At 46.5% G+C, this 20,173-nt stretch carries 19 protein-coding genes and 1 tRNA gene; all 20 read right to left on the reverse strand.

What is annotated here, in order from left to right:
- Positions 1-7 precede the first annotated feature (7 nt).
- The 20 genes from rplV to K4H28_RS12495 all read right to left on the reverse strand — a co-directional run bounded on the left by rplV (position 8) and on the right by K4H28_RS12495 (position 20,171).
- A complete protein-coding gene (rplV, locus tag K4H28_RS12400; protein ID WP_027469929.1) occupies positions 8-337 on the reverse strand; it encodes a 50S ribosomal protein L22 in 330 nt (109 codons plus the stop codon).
- A 9-nt stretch (positions 338-346) separates the two neighbouring features.
- Positions 347-622 carry a 30S ribosomal protein S19 gene (gene rpsS / locus K4H28_RS12405; RefSeq protein ID WP_027469928.1) on the reverse strand — a complete coding sequence of 92 codons (276 nt, stop codon included), beginning with the start codon at positions 620-622 and terminating at the stop codon, positions 347-349.
- 5 nt (positions 623-627) lie between these two features.
- Complete coding sequence (rplB, locus tag K4H28_RS12410) at positions 628-1,461, reverse strand: 50S ribosomal protein L2 (RefSeq protein ID WP_221005478.1); 834 nt, start codon at positions 1,459-1,461, stop codon at positions 628-630.
- Positions 1,462-1,472: 11 nt separating this feature from the next.
- Positions 1,473-1,775 (reverse strand): 50S ribosomal protein L23, encoded by a 303-nt coding sequence (gene rplW / locus K4H28_RS12415; protein ID WP_221008046.1) that lies wholly within the window; start codon positions 1,773-1,775, stop codon positions 1,473-1,475.
- Entirely contained in the window at positions 1,775-2,395 is a 621-nt protein-coding gene (gene rplD / locus K4H28_RS12420; RefSeq protein ID WP_221005479.1) for a 50S ribosomal protein L4, read from the reverse strand. Before rplD ends, rplW begins: the two co-directional genes overlap by 1 nt.
- A complete protein-coding gene (gene rplC, locus K4H28_RS12425) occupies positions 2,395-3,039 on the reverse strand; it encodes a 50S ribosomal protein L3 (protein ID WP_221005480.1) in 645 nt (214 codons plus the stop codon). The genes rplD and rplC overlap by 1 nt, the downstream gene beginning before the upstream one ends.
- 152 nt (positions 3,040-3,191) lie before the next feature.
- Positions 3,192-3,503, reverse strand: a complete 312-nt coding sequence (rpsJ, locus tag K4H28_RS12430) for a 30S ribosomal protein S10 (RefSeq protein WP_221005481.1) — start codon at positions 3,501-3,503, stop codon at positions 3,192-3,194.
- An 11-nt stretch (positions 3,504-3,514) separates the two neighbouring features.
- Positions 3,515-4,705, reverse strand: a complete 1,191-nt coding sequence (gene tuf / locus K4H28_RS12435) for an elongation factor Tu (protein WP_221005482.1) — start codon at positions 4,703-4,705, stop codon at positions 3,515-3,517.
- Positions 4,706-4,728: 23 nt separating this feature from the next.
- On the reverse strand, positions 4,729-6,825 hold the full coding sequence (gene fusA / locus K4H28_RS12440; protein WP_221005483.1) for an elongation factor G: 2,097 nt from the start codon (positions 6,823-6,825) through the stop codon (positions 4,729-4,731).
- Positions 6,826-6,852: 27 nt separating this feature from the next.
- A complete protein-coding gene (rpsG, locus tag K4H28_RS12445) occupies positions 6,853-7,323 on the reverse strand; it encodes a 30S ribosomal protein S7 (RefSeq protein ID WP_203571164.1) in 471 nt (156 codons plus the stop codon).
- A 110-nt stretch (positions 7,324-7,433) separates the two neighbouring features.
- Positions 7,434-7,808 (reverse strand): 30S ribosomal protein S12, encoded by a 375-nt coding sequence (rpsL, locus tag K4H28_RS12450; protein WP_173532454.1) that lies wholly within the window; start codon positions 7,806-7,808, stop codon positions 7,434-7,436.
- 186 nt (positions 7,809-7,994) lie between these two features.
- Positions 7,995-12,215, reverse strand: coding sequence for a DNA-directed RNA polymerase subunit beta' (gene rpoC / locus K4H28_RS12455; RefSeq protein WP_221005484.1), 4,221 nt, complete (start codon positions 12,213-12,215; stop codon positions 7,995-7,997).
- 85 nt (positions 12,216-12,300) lie between these two features.
- Positions 12,301-16,473 (reverse strand): DNA-directed RNA polymerase subunit beta, encoded by a 4,173-nt coding sequence (gene rpoB / locus K4H28_RS12460; protein ID WP_221008047.1) that lies wholly within the window; start codon positions 16,471-16,473, stop codon positions 12,301-12,303.
- 209 nt (positions 16,474-16,682) lie between these two features.
- Complete coding sequence (gene rplL, locus K4H28_RS12465; RefSeq protein WP_221005485.1) at positions 16,683-17,057, reverse strand: 50S ribosomal protein L7/L12; 375 nt, start codon at positions 17,055-17,057, stop codon at positions 16,683-16,685.
- 57 nt (positions 17,058-17,114) lie between these two features.
- Positions 17,115-17,675, reverse strand: a complete 561-nt coding sequence (gene rplJ, locus K4H28_RS12470; protein ID WP_221005486.1) for a 50S ribosomal protein L10 — start codon at positions 17,673-17,675, stop codon at positions 17,115-17,117.
- A gap of 238 nt (positions 17,676-17,913) precedes the next feature.
- The gene (gene rplA / locus K4H28_RS12475; RefSeq protein WP_221005487.1) at positions 17,914-18,609 is read right to left on the reverse strand and encodes a 50S ribosomal protein L1; all 696 of its coding nucleotides are present in this window, start codon (positions 18,607-18,609) and stop codon (positions 17,914-17,916) included.
- Entirely contained in the window at positions 18,610-19,041 is a 432-nt protein-coding gene (gene rplK / locus K4H28_RS12480; protein ID WP_221005488.1) for a 50S ribosomal protein L11, read from the reverse strand.
- An 85-nt stretch (positions 19,042-19,126) separates the two neighbouring features.
- Positions 19,127-19,660 carry a transcription termination/antitermination protein NusG gene (gene nusG, locus K4H28_RS12485; protein WP_221005489.1) on the reverse strand — a complete coding sequence of 178 codons (534 nt, stop codon included), beginning with the start codon at positions 19,658-19,660 and terminating at the stop codon, positions 19,127-19,129.
- Positions 19,661-19,674: 14 nt separating this feature from the next.
- Positions 19,675-20,031, reverse strand: a complete 357-nt coding sequence (secE, locus tag K4H28_RS12490) for a preprotein translocase subunit SecE (protein WP_221005490.1) — start codon at positions 20,029-20,031, stop codon at positions 19,675-19,677.
- 64 nt (positions 20,032-20,095) lie between these two features.
- Positions 20,096-20,171: transfer RNA gene (locus K4H28_RS12495), tRNA-Trp, on the reverse strand.
- Between the last annotated feature and the right edge of the window lie 2 nt (positions 20,172-20,173).

Consider the following 20,173-nt stretch of genomic DNA (forward strand, 5'->3'; position numbering starts at 1 on the left):
TCGCTCCTTAATCGCCAACAGTCAGCGTAATGTGGCAAGTTTGCTTCTCGATTTTATTGCCACGGCCTTTAGCTCGTGCAGTAAAACGCTTCAAAGAAGGTCCTTTGTCCACATAAATCGTTTTCACTTTGAGGGTGTCGATATCGGCACCTTCATTGTGCTCGGCATTGGCAATAGCCGACTCCAAAACCTTCTTAATTAGTACTGCACCCTTTTTAGGGCTGAAGGCCAGAATATTTAACGCCTGCTCAACTGGCTTGCCACGGACGAGGTCAGCGACAAGCCGCGCTTTTTGAGCGGAGAGGCGAGTGTTGCTTAGTACAGCAGATACTTGCATGTCTTCACCTTATCGCTTGGATTTTTTGTCCGCGGCGTGACCTTTAAAAGTACGGGTCAGAGCGAACTCACCCAACTTATGGCCAACCATGTTTTCATTAACGTAAACAGGGATATGCTGCTTACCGTTATGCACAGCAATAGTCAGACCAACAAAGTCTGGCAATACTGTAGAACGACGTGACCAAGTTTTAACTGGACGCTTGTCATTAGTTGCGCGAACAGCCTCAACCTTTTTCAACAAGTGCAGGTCAACAAATGGACCCTTTTTAAGAGAACGTGCCATTTACATTACCTCTTGTTCGCTGGACGACGGCGCACGATCATATTGCTAGTACGCTTATTACGACGCGTACGGTAGCCCTTAGTTGGCTGACCCCATGGACTAACAGGGACACGACCTTCACCAGTACGACCTTCACCACCACCGTGCGGATGATCCACCGGATTCATCGCTGTACCACGTACTGTCGGGCGAATACCCAACCAGCGTTTAGCACCAGCTTTACCGTAAGAACGGAGACTATGCTCACCATTACCCACTTCACCAATTGTTGCGCGGCAATCAACATGCACTTTACGAATTTCGCCAGAGCGAAGACGCAACTGGGCATACGAACCGTCACGAGCCAACAATTGAACACTAGTACCAGCAGAGCGTGCAATTTGTGCGCCCTTACCTGGTTGCATTTCGATACAATGGATTGTAGAGCCTACTGGGATGTTGCGGATTGGAAGTGTATTACCCACTTTAATCGGCGCATCAGAACCAGAAACTACAGTCATGCCAGCAGTCAAGCCTTTAGGGGCAATAATGTAAGCACGCTCACCATCCGTGTAACACAACAAAGCAATATTTGCTGTACGGTTTGGGTCGTATTCCAAACGCTCTACTTTAGCGACAATACCGTCTTTATTGCGACGGAAATCGACCAGGCGATAATGCTGCTTATGACCACCACCAATATGACGGGTAGTGATGTGACCGTTATTATTACGACCACCAGTTTTAGACTTCTTAACCAACAAAGGAGCGTAAGGAGCACCTTTATGGAGGTCAGGACTTACTACCTTAACGACTGCGCGGCGACCGGGCGATGTCGGCTTAACTTTTACCAATGCCATTATTAGTCCCCTTATTGCGCAGCTGCAAGGTCAAGTTCTTGACCGGAAACCAAGCTAACATAAGCTTTTTTCCAGTCCTTACGACGACCATTAGTACGGCCGAAACGCTTAGACTTACCTTTAACATTAACTACGTTGACAGCATCAACCTTCACCTTAAAGAGAAGCTCAACAGCCGCCTTGATTTCTGCTTTAGTCGCATCGGTAGCTACACGAAATACGACTTGCTCAGTTTTTTCAGCAATCATAGTGCTTTTTTCAGACACTACTGGCGCCAAAATCACTTGAAGCATGCGATTTTCTGCGATTTTGATCATGCAAACAACTCCTCAAAAGCCTGTAGTGCATCACGCGTGAACACAACTTTCTTGAAGCGCACCAAACTTACCGGATCAACCTGAGCAGCTTCCAACACCAAAACATGAGGAAGATTGCGTGAAGCCAAGTACAAGTTTTCGTCCAATTCTTTGGTTACAATGAGCACGTTATCGAGCTGCATTTCTGCCAATTTTTGAGCAAAAGCTTTAGTTTTAGGTGCTTCGAGAGCAAAAGAGTCAACCACAACCAAACGCTCTTCACGAACCAATTGCGATACGATAGTCGCAATACCAGCACGGTACATTTTACGGTTAACTTTATGCGAGAAATTCTCGTCAGGGCTGTTCGGGAATGCACGACCACCACCACGCCACAACGGAGAAGATGTCATACCAGCACGAGCACGGCCAGTACCTTTTTGACGCCAAGGCTTCTTAGTAGAGTGCTTAACATTGCCACGACCCAATTGCGCGCGATTAGCGCTACGAGCATTTGCAAAGTACGCAGTAACTACTTGATGAACCAAGGCTTCATTAAACTCACGACCAAACAAGTCTTCTGAAGCAGCAAAAGCCACTTGAGCCTCGCCTTTCGTATTAACAACTTTAAGTTCCATTATGCACCTGCCTTAACGCTCGAACGAACGATAACGTCATTGCCTTTGGAGCCTGGCACACCACCCTTAACCAGCAACAATTGACGCTCAGCATCAACACGCACGATTTCAAGGTTTTGCACGGTACGTTGAACATTACCGAGCTGACCAGCCATGCGTTTACCTGGCAAAACACGACCCGGATCTTGTGCTTGACCGATAGAGCCAGCAGAACGATGCGAAAGTGAGTTACCGTGCGTTGCACGATTAGAAGCAAAATGATAACGCTTGATAACACCAGCCCAGCCTTTACCTTGGCTAGTACCAGTAACATCAACCATTTGACCAACACTAAACAACTCAACAGACAAAGCATCACCAGCTTTTAGCTCAGCAGCTTTTTCAGCAGAGATACGGAACTCAACGAGTGCCAAACCTGCTTCAACGCCTGCTTTTGCAAAATGACCAGCCTCAGCCTTATTTACTCGACTTGCTTTCTTTGTACCGAAAGTTACCTGAACGGCAGAGTAGCCGTCAGCTTCCAGAGTTTTGATTTGCGTGACGCGATTAGCAGCCATGTCCAACACAGTCACTGGAATGGAAGCACCATCCTCAGCAAATACGCGGGTCATGCCGACTTTGCGACCTACAAGACCTAAGCTCATAGTTATTCCCTTTTCAAGGGCCAGTTACGATTGACTGGCTATGACTATTAAAAAATAAAACGGGCTTACCACAATAAATGGCAAGCCCGAGATACTATCGCATGTTTTTGTTTGATGCAAGTTTTTTAATCACTCACATCAAATTCAACACATTAGTTCAATTTGATTTCTACATCAACGCCAGCTGGCAAATCGAGCTTCATCAAAGCATCCACAGTTTTATCTGTTGGATCAACAATATCCAACATACGCAAGTGTGTACGAATTTCAAATTGATCGCGCGCAGTTTTGTTAACGTGCGGTGAGCTCAAGATGTCAAAACGTTCGATTTTAGTTGGCAAAGGAATTGGACCTTTAACAACAGCACCAGTACGTTTTGCAGTTTCTACGATTTCTTGAGCTGAACGATCGATCAAAGCATAGTCAAATGCTTTCAAACGGATACGAATTTTTTGGTTTTGCATTTACACGTTCCTTAAACAAGAACAGTGGCAACAACACCAGCGCCAACAGTACGACCACCTTCGCGGATCGCGAAACGCAAACCTTGCTCCATTGCTACTGGGCAGATCAAAGTTACGGTGATAGATACGTTGTCACCAGGCATTACCATTTCTGTACCTTCTGGCAAATCAATTGCGCCAGTTACGTCAGTAGTACGGAAGTAGAACTGTGGACGGTAGTTGCTAAAGAATGGTGTATGACGACCACCTTCATCTTTAGACAAAACATAGATCTCAGCAGTAAATTTAGTGTGTGGCGTGATTGAACCTGGTTTAGCCAAAACTTGACCACGTTGAACGTCTTCACGTTTTGTACCACGCAACAACGCACCAATGTTGTCACCTGCCTGACCTTGGTCAAGCAATTTACGGAACATCTCAACACCAGTACAAGTCGTCTTAACTGTTGGTACGATACCAACGATTTCGATCTCTTCACCAACTTTAACAATACCGCGCTCTACACGACCAGTCACAACAGTACCGCGACCAGAGATAGAGAACACATCTTCAACTGGCATCAAGAATGTACCGTCGATTGCGCGCTCTGGCTCAGGAATGTAAGTATCCAAAGCATCCGCCAAGCGGAAGATTGCTGGTTCGCCGTATTCTGATTGGTCACCCTCAAGCGCCAAACGTGCAGAACCAGTAATAACAGGAGTGTCATCACCAGGGAAATCGTATTTAGACAACAAATCACGAATTTCCATTTCTACCAATTCAAGCAACTCAGCATCATCAACCAAGTCAGCTTTGTTCATGAATACGATGATGTATGGAACACCAACTTGGCGAGACAACAAGATGTGCTCGCGAGTTTGTGGCATAGGACCGTCAGCAGCAGAAACAACCAACACCGCGCCATCCATCTGCGCAGCACCAGTAATCATGTTTTTTACGTAGTCCGCGTGACCTGGGCAGTCAACGTGAGCGTAGTGACGCGCTTCAGTTTCGTACTCAACGTGAGCAGTATTAATAGTAATACCACGTGCTTTTTCTTCTGGTGCGCTATCGATAGAAGCGTAATCTTTAGCAATACCGCCGAATTTTTTAGACAGAATTGTAGTGATTGCTGCAGTCAAAGTAGTTTTACCGTGATCCACGTGACCAATCGTACCAACGTTAACGTGAGGCTTTGTCCGCGTAAACTTTTCTTTTGCCATTTTTTGAAATTCCTTAAATAAAATTATTTTTTAGTAACGATTGCGTCAGCGATATGCTTAGGCGCGATTGAGTAATGCTTAAACTCCATAGAGTATGTAGCACGACCTTGCGACATTGAACGCAAAGTAGTCGAGTAACCAAACATCTCTGACAATGGAACTTCAGCTTTAACCATCTTGCCACCAGCAGGATTATCATCCATACCTTGCAACAAACCACGACGTGAAGAGATATCACCCATGATATCGCCCATGTAATCCTCAGGCGTTTCAATCTCTACATACATCATTGGCTCAAGGATCACTGGACCAGCACGACGCATCGCTTCTTTGAATGCCATAGAACCGGCCAATTCAAAAGCAATTTGCGACGAGTCAACATCATGGTACGAACCGAACGTCAAACGAACTTTAACGTCAACAACTGGGAAGCCTGCCAACACACCAGACTTCAATGTGTTTTGAATACCCTTGTCAACTGAAGGAATGAATTCACGAGGAATAACACCACCCTTAATTTCATCAACAAAGCTATAGCCATTGCCTTCACCAGCTGGTTCGATAGTGATTGTACAATCACCATACTGACCTTTACCGCCAGACTGCTTAGCATGCTTACCTTGAACGTCCGCAGCGATTTGGGTAATGGTTTCGCGGTAAGCCACTTGTGGCGCACCAACGTTAGCATCAACACCAAATTCACGGCGCATACGATCAACCAGAATCTCCAAGTGCAACTCGCCCATACCCGACATAATCGTTTGGCCAGTTTCTTCATCCGTTTTAACGCGGAATGATGGATCTTCTTTAGACAAGCGACCCAAAGCTAGACCCATTTTCTCTTGGTCAGCCTTAGTTTTTGGCTCAACAGCAACGTGAATAACTGGCTCAGGGAATACCATGCGCTCAAGAATAATCACATCTTTCAAGTCACAAAGGGTTTCACCTGTCGTAACGTCTTTCAAACCGATTGCAGCCGCGATGTCACCAGCGCGCACTTCGTCAATTTCTTTACGATCATTTGCGTGCATTTGCACCAGACGACCGATACGCTCTTTTTTGTCTTTGTTCGAATTCAGAACAAAATCACCCGACTGCAAAGTACCTGAATAAACACGGAAGAAGGTCAACTGACCAACGTACGGATCATTCATCAACTTAAATGCCAATGAAGAGAACGGAGCATCATCAGAAGCAGCACGAGTTGCTTCTTGATCACGATCATCCATACCCTTAACATCATCAATATCAACTGGCGATGGCAAGAATTCGATAACCGCGTCCAACATACGCTGAACACCCTTGTTCTTAAAGGCAGAACCACACAACACAGGCTGAATTTCGCAAGCCAGCGTGCGAGTACGGATCGCAGCTACAATCTCAGCTTCTGACAATTCGCCAGTTTCGAGATATTTGTTCATTAGGTCTTCAGAAGCCTCAGCTGCTGTCTCGACCATTTTTTCACGCCACTCTTGAGCCACAGACACCAAGTCAGCAGGAATATCGCCGTATGTGAAAGTCATACCTTGAGACGCTTCGTCCCAGATAATTGCCTTCATTTTAAGCAGATCAACAACACCTTCAAACTTGTCTTCAGCGCCAATAGGAATTACTACTGGAACTGGATTAGCTTTCAAGCGCAATTTCATTTGCTCAACAGCACGGAAGAAGTTGGCACCTGAACGGTCCATCTTATTCACGAACGCCAAACGAGGAACTTTGTACTTGTTTGCTTGACGCCATACAGTTTCAGACTGAGGCTGAACACCACCCACAGCACAATAAACCATACAAGCACCATCAAGAACACGCATAGAACGCTCAACTTCAATCGTGAAGTCAACGTGACCTGGGGTGTCAATGATGTTAATCAAATGCTCAGGAAACTGCAGACTCATACCTTTCCAGTAAGTCGTCGTTGCAGCTGAAGTGATAGTAATACCACGTTCCTGCTCTTGCTCCATCCAGTCCATAGTGGCAGCGCCATCATGAACTTCACCAATCTTGTGGTTTACGCCAGTGTAAAACAGAACACGTTCAGTCGTTGTTGTCTTACCAGCATCGATGTGAGCGGAGATACCGATATTGCGGTATCGCTCAATTGGGGTCTTGCGAGCCACGGTGATTTCCTTATCCTGATTACGCGATTAGAAACGGAAGTGGGCGAACGCTTTGTTCGCATCAGCCATACGATGCACTTCGTCGCGCTTCTTCATCGCGCCACCACGGCCTTCAGCCGCGTCAAGAAGTTCACCTGCTAGACGCAGATCCATAGATTTTTCACCACGTTTACGAGCCGCTTCGCGAACCCAGCGCATCGACAATGCCAGACGACGGCTTGGACGTACTTCTACTGGCACCTGGTAGTTGGCGCCACCGACACGACGGCTCTTAACCTCTACGATTGGCTTAACGTTGCCAATTGCGGTGTTAAAAATTTCAATTGCATCTTTGCCAGTCTTTTTTTCGATCTGTGCAAGTGCACCATAAACGATACGCTCAGCGACGGCTTTCTTGCCATCAAGCATTACCACGTTCATGAATTTAGCGAGTTCTGTGCTACCAAATTTTGGATCTGGCAACACATCACGCTTAGGGACTTCTCTGCGTCTTGGCATAACATACTTCCTTAATGTGACATTCAGTTGGGGAACACCCCGCGGGCACCTATAAAGATGACCACTTACTTGACGGCTTCTAGTGTAGCCGCCACTCAATACAGCTCAAATTACGCTTTAGGGCGTTTTGCACCGTATTTAGAGCGTGACTGCTTACGATTTTTAACGCCAGCCAAGTCAAGAGAGCCACGTACGCAGTGATAGCGAACACCTGGCAAATCTTTTACACGACCGCCGCGTAGCAATACAACGCTATGCTCTTGCAAGTTGTGGCCTTCACCGCCGATGTACGAAATCACTTCGAAACCGTTGGTCAAGCGAACTTTGCATACTTTACGCAATGCAGAGTTAGGTTTTTTTGGAGTTGTTGTATACACACGAGTGCATACACCACGTTTTTGCGGGCAAGCTTCTAGAGCTGGTACTTTGCTCTTCAGTTTTTCCGCAACACGTCCTTTACGAACGAGTTGATTGATAGTTGGCATTGTTTTTCACTTCCTACCGCGTTAAAAAAAGACCATATCACGACTGTGATGTGGCTAAGGTTTCCTCAATGGAAACGCTGCGGAGAGCGATAAAATCGCTCTCCGCAGAAAAAGACTTTGAATTATAAGGAAAAGAACGAATCCCCGTCAATGCAAACCGACAGGAGTCGGCCTGCATTTGAGAAATTATTCAGAAATATCGCCAATTTCAGCAATAACTTCAGCGGCAGCTTCAGCAAACGGTGCTAAAACTTCATTCTTTGCCAATAAACGTTTACGGTTCTTGTGATATGCAAGACCAGTACCTGCAGGAATCAAACGACCTACAATCACGTTTTCTTTCAAACCACGAAGATCATCGACTTTACCCATAATGGCAGCTTCAGTCAGAACACGTGTTGTCTCTTGGAACGATGCCGCAGAGATAAAGGAATCAGTCGACAATGAAGCTTTAGTAATACCTAAAAGAATATTGTCAAACTTCGCGATTTCTTTACCTTCTTCTGCAAGCTTGTCATTCGCAATCAGAACTTCAGCTCGCTCTACTTGCTCACCCAAGATAAATCCAGAATCACCCGCATCTGAAATTACTACACGGCGTAGCATCTGACGAACAATCACTTCGATATGCTTGTCATTGATCTTCACGCCTTGCAAGCGGTAAACCTCTTGCACTTCCTGAACGATGTAACGAGCCAACGCTTCAATACCTTGCAAGCGCAAAATATCATGCGGATCAATCGGGCCGTCAACAATCACTTCACCCTGACTTACCACTTGACCATCATGCACCATCACATGCTTGTCTTTAGAAATCAGGTATTCGTGTGGCGTACCTTCTAGATCAGTCAAGACCAGACGCTGCTTACCTTTGGTATCTTTACCAAAACTTGCAGTACCCGTGATCTCAGCCAACATACCCGCATCTTTCGGTGAACGAGCTTCAAACAACTCAGCTACACGCGGCAGACCACCGGTAATATCACGAGTTTTAGCTGATTCTTGTGGAATACGAGCCAGCACATCACCCACACCCACTTTTTGACCATCTTTAACTGTAATGATCGAACCAACTTGGAATGAAATCGTAACGGCAGTATCAGTACCAGCCAACTTCATTTCCAAACCGTTTTCGTCCAACAATTTAACTAAAGGACGAACCGCTTTAGAAGCTGTAACTTTAGCTTTTGATGCAATAACAACCAAAGTAGACAAACCAGTCACTTCATCGACTTGTTTAACTACCGTCATGCCCTCTTCAACATTTTCAAAACGAACAGTACCTGAGTACTCCGTGATGATTGGTCGAGTATGTGGATCCCAAGTACCGAGAACTGCACCAGCTTTCACAGTGTCATCAGCTTTTACAGTCAATGTTGCACCGTAAGGAATCTTATGTGTTTCGCGTTCACGACCCACATCATCCAAAATCAGTAATTCAGCTGAACGTGCGATAACCACAAGTTCGTTTTTCGCGTTAGTTACATAACGCATATTCGCACTAAACGCGATACGACCGTTCGATTTCGCTTCAACTTGGCTAGCAGCAGCAGCTCGAGATGCCGCACCACCAATGTGGAACGTACGCATCGTCAACTGTGTACCAGGCTCACCAATTGATTGTGCCGCAATAACACCGACAGCTTCACCGGCATTAACGATCTGACCACGACCCAAGTCACGGCCATAACACTTAGCGCATAGACCATAACGCGTTTCGCACGACAACGGAGTACGAACAATCACTTCATCGATATTGCGTGCTTCGATCTCATCAACCGAATCTTCGTCAAGCAAGTAGCCCACTTCAAAGATCGTTTCTTGCGTTGAAGGATCAACCACATCTTTAACGACAATACGACCCAGAATACGATCACGCAAGGCTTCAACAACATCACCACCCTGCATAACGGCTTTCATTGCTACGCCGTTCTTAGTACCGCAATCATCTTCAGTTACAACCAAATCTTGCGTTACATCGACCAGACGACGAGTCAGGTAACCCGAGTTCGCTGTCTTCAATGCCGTATCCGCCAGACCTTTACGTGCACCGTGCGTTGAAATAAAGTACTGCAGAACCGTCAAACCTTCACGGAAGTTGGTCGTAATCGGCGTTTCAATAATCGAACCGTCAGGTTTCGCCATCAAACCACGCATACCAGCCAACTGACGAATCTGTGCAGGTGAACCACGAGCGCCTGAGTCAGCCATCATGTAAATCGAGTTGAACGACTCTTGTTCGTCTTTCTTACCGTTTGCATCGTAGACCGTTTCTTTTGCCAACTGGTCCATCATCGCTTTCGCAATTTGGTCACCAGCACGGCCCCAGATATCGACTACCTTGTTGTAGCGTTCGCCGTTCGTTACCAGACCAGAGCTGTACTGCTGCTCGATCTCTTTCACTTCAGCTTGAGCTGCAGCCAACAATGGAACTTTATTAGCAGGCACCAACATGTCATCAACACAAATCGAGATACCACCACGTGTTGAGTATGCAAAACCGGTGTACATCAATTGGTCAGCAAAAATAACCGTTTCTTTCAAGCCGCAACGACGGAAAGAAGCGTTGATCAATTTACCGATCTCTTTTTTCTTCAAAGATTTGTCGATATGAGAGAACGCCAAACCTTTAGGCAAGATTTCAGACAAGATGGCACGGCCGACAGTTGTGTCGCGGCGTACCATCTTGCTTTCCCAATCGCCTGATTCGTTTTTGAACCATTCTTTCAAGCGAATCGCTACGCGCGTTTGCAATGTTACTTCTTTGCTTTGGTAAGCACGAAGCGCCTCTGAAACGTTTGCAAAAATTGTAAGGCGTTGACCGTCATCATTCAGACGCTCACCCTTCGCATATTTCGCTTCGCGAGTCATGTAGTACAGACCCAAGACGATATCTTGCGACGGAACAATGATTGGCTCGCCATTCGCAGGGGCCAATACGTTGTTTGAAGCGAGCATCAATGTACGTGCTTCCATTTGCGCTTCTAGCGACAATGGAACGTGAACCGCCATTTGGTCACCGTCAAAGTCAGCATTGAATGCCGCGCAGACGAGTGGGTGCAATTGAATCGCTTTACCTTCAATCAGCATCGGCTCAAAGGCTTGAATACCCAAGCGATGCAATGTTGGTGCACGGTTCAATAAAATTGGATGTTCACGAATGACGTCTTCCAAGATATCCCAAACCACAGGCTCTTGGCTTTCAACCATTTTCTTCGCTGCTTTGATCGTTGTTGCCAAGCCCATCACTTCCAATTTATGGAAGATGAATGGTTTAAACAATTCGAGTGCCATCAATTTTGGCAGGCCACATTGATGCAAACGCAAAGTAGGACCAACGGTAATAACAGAACGACCTGAGTAATCGACACGTTTACCCAACAAGTTCTGACGGAAACGACCGCCCTTACCTTTAATCATATCGGCAAGTGATTTCAATGGACGTTTGTTCGCGCCAGTCATCGCTTTACCGCGACGACCGTTGTCGAGCAATGAATCCACTGCCTCTTGCAACATGCGTTTTTCGTTGCGTACGATAATTTCCGGAGCGCGCAATTCAAGCAGGCGCTTCAAACGGTTATTACGGTTGATAACGCGACGATATAAATCGTTCAAGTCAGAAGTCGCAAAACGGCCGCCATCCAATGGAACTAATGGACGTAGTTCCGGAGGTAATACCGGCAACACTTCCATAATCATCCACTCTGGCTTAATGCCCGAGCGATCAAACGCTTCAAGCACTTTCAAGCGCTTAGCGATTTTCTTGATTTTTGTTTCTGAACCAGTGCTATCGAGTTCGGCACGCAGATTGCTAATCTCTTGGTCAACATCCATTGACTTGAGCAATTCACGCACTGCTTCGGCGCCCATCAAGGCCACGAACTCATCGCCGTATTCTTCAACTTTTGCGAAGTAATCTTCTTCGGTGAGCAACTGACCACGCGTTAGCGGCGTCATACCTGGCTCAACAACGATGAATGCTTCAAAGTACAAAACGCGTTCGATATCACGCAAAGCGATATCCAAAACCATACCCAAACGACTTGGTAGTGATTTCAAGAACCAAATATGAGCAACGGGTGAAGCAAGGTCAATGTGACCCATACGCTCACGACGTACTTTAGACAACGTCACTTCAACGCCGCACTTCTCGCAAATCACACCACGGTGTTTCAAACGCTTGTATTTACCACACAAGCATTCGTAATCTTTAATCGGCCCGAAAATACGAGCACAAAACAAACCATCACGCTCAGGTTTGAACGTACGGTAGTTAATGGTTTCTGGCTTTTTCACTTCGCCGAAAGACCAAGAACGGATTTTTTCTGGCGATGCTAGGCCAATTTTAATCGCGTCAAATTCTTCGTCCTGCGCGACTTGCTTGAAAAGTTCGAGTAAGCCTTTCATTCCAATATTCTCCAGTGAGGACAATCAGGGTATCGAATCATGGCCTAGATAAAATATAGGCCACAACCCAATACCCCCACAGCGATTAGTAGGTTTCCAGATCGATATCGATACCGAGCGAGCGGATTTCCTTAACCAATACATTGAACGACTCTGGCATGCCAGCATCAATGCGGTGATCACCCTTCACAATGTTTTCGTAAACTTTAGTACGGCCATTCACGTCATCGGACTTCACAGTCAGCATCTCTTGCAATGTATATGCTGCACCATAAGCTTCCAATGCCCAAACCTCCATCTCACCGAAACGCTGACCACCGAACTGAGCTTTACCGCCCAATGGCTGTTGAGTAACGAGAGAATACGGTCCAGTTGAACGAGCATGCATCTTGTCATCCACCAAGTGATGAAGTTTCAAGTAATGCATCACACCCACAGTCACTTTACGTTCAAATGGTTCACCAGTGCGTCCATCAAACAGTTGCATCTGAGTTTTGCTGCTATTGAAGTCAAGTTGCTGCGTGCGTGGATCTTCATCCGGATACGCTAATTGCAACATTTCTTGAATTTCAGACTCATCTGCACCGTCAAATACTGGACTTGCAAAAGTCATACCAGTACGCAAGCCTTGCGCCAAATTCATGATTTCAGCGTCAGACAATTCGCTGATATCTTCAGCTTTGCCTTTTGACTTATAAATCTTGTTCAAGGTTTCACGAACTTCAGCAACATTACGTTGTTCACGTAGCATCGCATCAATTCGTTGACCAATCCCTTTAGCTGCCCAACCCAAATGCACTTCAAGAATCTGACCGATATTCATACGTGATGGAACGCCCAATGGGTTCAACACGATATCAACCGTTGTACCATCTGCCATGTGTGGCAAATCTTCAACTGGCAAGATCTTAGAAACTACACCCTTGTTACCGTGACGGCCGGCCATTTTATCGCCAGGTTGTAAGCGACGTTTAACGGCCACATACACTTTAACCATCTTAATAACACCAGGTGGCAACTCGTCACCTTGGGTCAATTTACGTTTTTTATCTTCAAAACGTAGTTCGAACTCTTGCTTCATTTGGGCGATCAAGTCTTTCATCGCTTCCAGTTGACGCGCGCCTTCTTCATCCGCAAGGCGAATATCGAACCAGTCATGCTTCGATACTTGGTCTGCCAAGTACTCAGAAGTAATTTCTGTGCCTTTCGCCAGACGCTTAGGACCACCATTAGCAACCTTGCCCACGATCATCCGTTCAATACGCTCGAACAAGTCATCGTTAACAATACGAAGTTGGTCATTCAAATCTTGGCGATAGCGACGCAACTGCTCGTCGATAATGGCTTGAGCGCGTTTATCGCGTTCGATGCCTTCACGTGTAAACACTTGCACGTCAATCACGGTACCTACCATGCCAGAAGGCACACGCAAGCTCGTATCTTTAACGTCAGATGCTTTTTCACCGAAGATTGCACGCAGTAGTTTTTCTTCTGGAGTCAGTTGAGTTTCGCCTTTTGGCGTTACTTTACCAACCAATACATCGCCAGCTTCAACTTCAGCACCAATGTAAACCACACCCGCTTCATCCAAACGACCCAGCATACGCTCAGACAAGTTTGAAATATCGCGGGTAATTTCTTCAGGGCCCAACTTCGTATCGCGAGCCATTACGTTCAACTCTTCGATATGGATCGAAGTATAACGGTCATCCGCAATCACTTTTTCGGAGATCAAAATTGAATCTTCGAAGTTGTAACCGTTCCAAGGCATGAAGGCGATGGTCATATTTTGACCCAAGGCCAACTCACCCAGATCAGTTGAAGCGCCGTCAGCTACCACATCACCTTTCTCGATACGATCACCTTTGACGACGATCGGACGTTGATTGGTATTGGTATTTTGATTCGAGCGGGTAAATTTAACCAAGTTGTAGATATCTACACCGGTCTCACCAGCCACAGTTTCGCTATCGTTAACACGAACCACGATACGGGTTGCATCAACAAAATCAACCACACCGCCACGCAAGGCAGTTACGGCAGTACCCGAGTCAGTCGCACATGTGCGCTCGATACCTGTACCCACCATTGGCGCTTCAGCACGCAAGCAAGGAACCGCTTGACGTTGCATGTTGGCGCCCATCAATGCACGGTTGGCGTCATCGTGTTCCAAGAATGGAATCAATGAAGCTGCAACAGAAACGATCTGGCTTGGTGCAACGTCCATGTATTGCACGCGATCTGGCGTTGCAACAATGGTTTCACCTGCTTCACGGCAAGTCACCAACTCATCGGTCAATTTGCTATCGTCATCTAAACCGGCATTCGCCTGAGCAATAACGTATTTACCTTCTTGGATCGCCGACAAGTATTCAATTTCAAGCGTCGCTTGACCATTGATTACTTTGCGGTATGGCGTTTCCAAGAAACCATATTCATTAGTACGTGCGTAGCAAGACAATGAATTGATCAAACCAATGTTTGGACCTTCCGGTGTTTCAATCGGACAAACACGGCCGTAATGCGTTGGATGTACGTCACGAACTTCAAAGCCTGCGCGCTCTCGCGTCAAACCACCTGGTCCAAGTGCCGATACACGGCGCTTGTGGGTAATTTCAGATAATGGATTCGTTTGGTCCATAAACTGCGACAACTGCGACGAACCGAAGAACTCTTTCACTGCGGCCGAAACTGGCTTGGCATTGATCAAGTCATGTGGCATCAAGTTATCTGATTCTGCTTGTGACAAACGTTCTTTTACAGCGCGCTCAACACGAACCAAGCCAGCGCGGAATTGGTTTTCAGCCAACTCGCCGACTGAACGAACACGACGGTTACCCAAGTGATCGATATCATCGACTTCACCACGGCTGTTACGCAACTCAAGCAAGATACCAATGACCGCAACGATGTCTTCTGTCGACAAGATACCTGGGCCAGTAATACCTTTTTTGCCTGCTTGCTCGTAGAAACGACGTTGCCAATCTGGTGCTTTTTCTTCCAAGCGATCAGGGTAAGCACGGCTGTTAAATTTCATACGACCAACAGCAGAAAGATCGTAGCGATCTTCATTGAAGAACAAGCCTTTGAACAAAGCCTGAACTGCATCTTCAGTTGGTGGCTCACCAGGACGCATCATGCGATAAATCGCCACGCGAGCTTGCCACTCATCCAATGTCTCATCTGTACGCAAGGTTGCAGAGATGAAGCCACCTTGGTCGAGATCATTGATGTAGAGTGTTTTAATTTCTCTTACTTCTGCGCTATCGAGTTTAACCAATAGATCTTCAGTAATTTCATCATTCGCTTTCGCCACCAACTCGCCTGTTTCTGGGCTAATCACGGCAGTCGACAACATGCGGCCATACATGTAATCCAGCGGAACTGGAATACGCGTCATGCCTGCATTGTTGATATCACGAATGGTTTTTGCGGTAATCCGCTTGTCTTTTTGTGCGAGTACTTTGCCATCATCAGCGATGATGTCAAACTTCGCCACTTCACCGCGCAGACGATCAGGAACCAGTTCCCAATAAATGCCATCATCAGTGAGGTAGAAGGTATCTGTATCAAAGAATTGAGCCAGAATCTGTTCAGCCGTATACCCCAATGCTTTAAGCAAGATAGAAACCGGCATTTTACGGCGACGGTCAATACGGAAGAACAACAAATCTTTCGGGTCAAACTCGAAATCGAGCCATGAACCACGGTAAGGGATCACACGTGCTGAGAACAATAATTTGCCTGAGCTGTGTGTTTTACCCTTGTCATGCTCAAAGAACACGCCAGGAGAGCGATGCAACTGAGAAACAATTACACGTTCGGTACCGTTGATAACAAACGAACCACTGCGTGTCATGAGTGGGATTTCACCGAAGTAAACATCCTGCTCTTTCACTTCCTTGACCGTTGGCTTCGATGACTCGCGGTCCATAATGACCAAACGAACACGCGCACGCAACGGAGCGGCAAATGTAATACCGCGCTGCTGACATTCTTTAACATCGAATGCTGGCACGCCCAAGGTGTAATGCACAAATTCTAAGCGTGCATATTCGTTATGGGAAACGATAGGGAAAATTGAATTAAACGCAGCTTGCAAACCAATTTCGCGACGATCTTCAACAGATACGCCAAGTTGCAAGTATTCGGAATAAGAGTCAATCTGAGTCGCCAATAGGAATGGCACCTCGAGGACACTCGCCCGCTTCGCAAAACTCTTGCGAATGCGTTTTTTCTCAGTGAACGAGTATTTCATACTCATAAACTCTCCATGGGTTGGGCGCAATTGACAAACCGCAAACGCCCGAAGATTCGGTTGTGAGCGGTCTCTGGTTTGTCAGCTGCAAGATCAAGCTGCAAACGATGCATAAGGCACTGCAAACTTGTAAGCAAGGACGCAGTACACAAACGCAAAAGGGCAGACGGATTGCTCCGTCTGCCTGCACTACATTACTTCAACAACAATTACTTAACTTCAGCAGTAGCGCCGGCTTCGATCAATTTCTTAGCGATTGCATCTGCATCGGCTTTAGACACGCCTTCTTTAACTGGTTTCGGTGCGCCGTCAACCAAGTCTTTAGCTTCTTTCAAGCCCAAGCCAGTTACTTCACGAACAACTTTAATCACGCCAACTTTCTGTGCGCCAGCGCCAGTCAAGATAACGTCGAATTCAGTTTGTTCTTCAGCAGCAGCAGCAGCGCCAGCGCCAGCTGGGCCAGCAACTGCCATAGCAGCAGCAGAAACGCCAAATTTTTCTTCGAATGCCTTAACGAGGTCATTCAATTCCATAACAGTCAAAGAACCTACTGCTTCAAGGATGTCTTCTTTAGTAACAGCCATTTCTAGTACTCCTGAAAATCTTGTCAGATTAAATCAAATTCAAAATAGGGAAAAAGCTTAGGCAGCGTCAGCTGGTGCTTCTGTAGTCGCTTCTTCAGCGGCAGCAGGAGCAACTTCAGCAACAACTTCACCTTCGGCTTTCTTGGCAGCCAATGCGCCAAGACCACGTGCAAACGCAGAAACTGGAGCTTGCATAACACCCAACAACATCGAGAGCAATTCATCACGGCTCGGGATAGTAGCGAGTTGGGCAACTTCAGCAGCAGTTAATACTTTGCCTTCGTACGAACCAGCGATCACCTTAATTTTCTCGTCTTTCTTCGAGAAAGTTTGGATGACTTTAGCTGCAGCAACTGCGTCTTCAGAAATGCCGTACACCAACGGGCCAGACATTTGGTCGGCCAATGCAGCGAACGGTGTTCCTTCAACAGCACGGCGTGCCAAGGTGTTTTTCAGAACACGCAAGTATACGCCTGACTCACGCGCTTGTTTGCGCAGTTCAGTCATGCTAGCAACCCCGATTCCACGGTATTCAGCGATAACGATGGTTTGAGCATTTGCAACTACTGCTGCAATCTCAGCCACGACCGCTTTTTTGTCGTCAAGATTCAGACTCAAGGTCAACCTCCATTAGTTAAGTTCAGCGCGATGAATCGCGCCACCCAATCAAACGGCGACCAATATTCAGGAGACTTTTATTAACTCGAATGAGTCAATGAGAAGCCTGCATTGGGCACACCGTCTGCGTAGGCTAGCGTTTGGGCGCTGCGATTAAGCCAAAACCAAAGTTTTGGCGCCTACGGTCTTTGACATTTTGCTGGACTGTATCGAAATACAACCCAGCAACCCAAAGTCTTTACGCTAGAACAGTGGCAGTGTCGACGCGAACGCCTACACCCATTGTGCTAGAAACAGCGATCTTTTTGAAGTACACGCCCTTAGAGCTAGCTGGTTTTGCTTTTTGCAAAGCATCAGCCAAAGCTGCTAAGTTTTCTTGCAAGTCAGCAGCAGCAAAGCTAGCACGACCGATAGTAGCGTGTACAACGCCACCCTTGTCAGTACGGTATTGAACTTGACCGGCTTTCGCGTTTTTAACCGCTTCAGCAACGTTCGGAGTTACAGTACCCACTTTCGGGTTAGGCATCAGGCCACGTGGACCCAAGATTTGACCCAATTGACCAACGATACGCATTGCATCTGGAGATGCGATAACGATATCAAAGTCCATTACGCCAGCTTTAATTTGTTCAGCCAAATCTTCAAAACCAACGATGTCAGCACCGGCGGCTTTAGCCAATTCAACGTTTGCACCTTGTGTAAACACAGCAACGCGTACAGTTTTACCAGTACCTTTAGGCAACACAACCGCGCCACGAACAACTTGGTCGGATTTACGTGGATCAACACCAAGATTGAAAGATACATCAACTGATTCGTTGAATTTTGCAGTAGCTGCAGACTGCACCAAGGCAATTGCATCAGCTACTGGGTAGAATTTATTACGATCTACAGTCGCGTTCAGAGCTGCAAGACGCTTAGAAACCTTAGCCATTTACACGCCCTCCACGGTAATACCGATTGAACGTGCAGAACCAGCAAGAATGCGTATTGAAGCATCCATATCGGCGCCAGTCAGGTCGTTTTGCTTAGTTTTAACGATCTCTTCCAGTTGAGCACGAGTCACAACACCAACTTTGTCAGTATGTGGCTTAGCAGAACCTTTAGTGATGCCAGCAGCTTTCTTCAAAAGAATAGTTGCTGGAGGTGATTTCATCACGAAAGTGAATGATTTATCTGCATAAGCAGTAATCACCACTGGAATTGGCAAACCTGGCTCAACGCCTTGGGTTGCAGCATTGAATGCTTTACAAAATTCCATGATATTCAAACCGCGCTGACCCAAAGCCGGACCGATAGGTGGCGATGGATTTGCTTTACCAGCGGGCACTTGCAGCTTTACATAGCCGACAATTTTTTTAGCCACGATACAACTCCTAAAAAATGGGTCAAACGCCAGAATAAATCCAGCTCCCCAAACATCAACGCATTACTGCGTCAGCCTACACAAATCAAACTTTTTCGACTTGTGAAAATTCCAAATCAACCGGTGTAGCACGACCAAAAATCATCACCGATACCTTCAGACGACTCTTCTCGTAATCCACCACTTCAACAGTTGCATTGAAGTCAGCAAATGGGCCATCGGTTACACGCAACGACTCACCCACCTCAAACAATACTTTAGGACGCGGCTTTTCAACACCCTCTTGCACCTGCTGCATCATGCGCTCAACTTCTTTCGCAGGAATTGGCATGGGCTTAGTACCACTACCACCGATAAAACCAGTCACTTTTGGTGTACTTTTCACCAAGTGCCAGCTATCGTCAGTCATATCCATTTCAACGAAAACATAGCCAGGATAGAACTTTCGCTCTGTTAGCGTTTTCTTTCCGTTTTTGATTTCCATTACTTCTTCGACTGGAACCAGAATCTGGCCAAACAAATGCGCCATTTCCAATCGACCAATTTTTTCAATCAATGCCTTCTGAACACTTTTTTCAAAGCCAGAATACGCATGAACCACATACCAGCGCATACCCATCGTGAATTCTCCGTTTATTTACCGCGACCGAGCACGATATCGTAAAACAACCAAGCGAGACCTGAGTCAACCGCCCACATAAACAGAGCCAAAACACTAACAAACAAGAAAACCACAGCAGTCACCTGCCATGTTTCTTTTTTACTAGGCCAAACAACCTTTTGCGCTTCTTTAATTGAATCACGAGCGTAGTCAACAAAAGTGCCGCCCAACGTGGTAAACCACATCACAACACCCGCTGCAACCAAACCCACAGCAACAGAAACAGAACCTAAAAAGGACTGGCCCGCCGGAACCATATAAAAACCAGCCACACCCAATGCCACTAATGAAAGGGCTGCTACTATCTTCAGTCGTTCTATGCTTTGCATTGCTTTATCTGCGACCCATAAAACAGAGCCGCTCCTTCTCAGGAACGGCTCCGTTGATATATTGTGGCAGGCGAGGGGGGTCTCGAACCCACAACCCCCGGTTTTGGAGACCGGTACTCTACCAATTGAGCTACTCGCCTAC

It is taken from the genome of Deefgea tanakiae, assembly GCF_019665765.1.
Taxonomy (GTDB): Bacteria; Pseudomonadota; Gammaproteobacteria; order Burkholderiales; family Chitinibacteraceae; genus Deefgea; species Deefgea tanakiae.

What these genes read in the sequence shown, in the direction of transcription:
- rpoB (WP_221008047.1), bottom strand. Translation starts at nt 16,473, where the DNA reads ATGAAATACTCGTTCACTGAGAAAAAACGCATTCGCAAGAGTTTTGCG.
- rpoC (WP_221005484.1), bottom strand. Translation starts at nt 12,215, where the DNA reads ATGAAAGGCTTACTCGAACTTTTCAAGCAAGTCGCGCAGGACGAAGAA.
- rplB (WP_221005478.1), bottom strand. Translation starts at nt 1,461, where the DNA reads ATGGCATTGGTAAAAGTTAAGCCGACATCGCCCGGTCGCCGCGCAGTC.
- rplC (WP_221005480.1), bottom strand. Translation starts at nt 3,039, where the DNA reads ATGAGCTTAGGTCTTGTAGGTCGCAAAGTCGGCATGACCCGCGTATTT.
- rpsJ (WP_221005481.1), bottom strand. Translation starts at nt 3,503, where the DNA reads ATGCAAAACCAAAAAATTCGTATCCGTTTGAAAGCATTTGACTATGCT.
- secE (WP_221005490.1), bottom strand. Translation starts at nt 20,031, where the DNA reads ATGCAAAGCATAGAACGACTGAAGATAGTAGCAGCCCTTTCATTAGTG.
- rplA (WP_221005487.1), bottom strand. Translation starts at nt 18,609, where the DNA reads ATGGCTAAGGTTTCTAAGCGTCTTGCAGCTCTGAACGCGACTGTAGAT.
- tuf (WP_221005482.1), bottom strand. Translation starts at nt 4,705, where the DNA reads ATGGCAAAAGAAAAGTTTACGCGGACAAAGCCTCACGTTAACGTTGGT.
- nusG (WP_221005489.1), bottom strand. Translation starts at nt 19,660, where the DNA reads ATGGGTATGCGCTGGTATGTGGTTCATGCGTATTCTGGCTTTGAAAAA.
- rpsS (WP_027469928.1), bottom strand. Translation starts at nt 622, where the DNA reads ATGGCACGTTCTCTTAAAAAGGGTCCATTTGTTGACCTGCACTTGTTG.
- rpsL (WP_173532454.1), bottom strand. Translation starts at nt 7,808, where the DNA reads ATGCCAACTATCAATCAACTCGTTCGTAAAGGACGTGTTGCGGAAAAA.
- rplL (WP_221005485.1), bottom strand. Translation starts at nt 17,057, where the DNA reads ATGGCTGTTACTAAAGAAGACATCCTTGAAGCAGTAGGTTCTTTGACT.
- rplV (WP_027469929.1), bottom strand. Translation starts at nt 337, where the DNA reads ATGCAAGTATCTGCTGTACTAAGCAACACTCGCCTCTCCGCTCAAAAA.
- rpsG (WP_203571164.1), bottom strand. Translation starts at nt 7,323, where the DNA reads ATGCCAAGACGCAGAGAAGTCCCTAAGCGTGATGTGTTGCCAGATCCA.
- rplD (WP_221005479.1), bottom strand. Translation starts at nt 2,395, where the DNA reads ATGGAACTTAAAGTTGTTAATACGAAAGGCGAGGCTCAAGTGGCTTTT.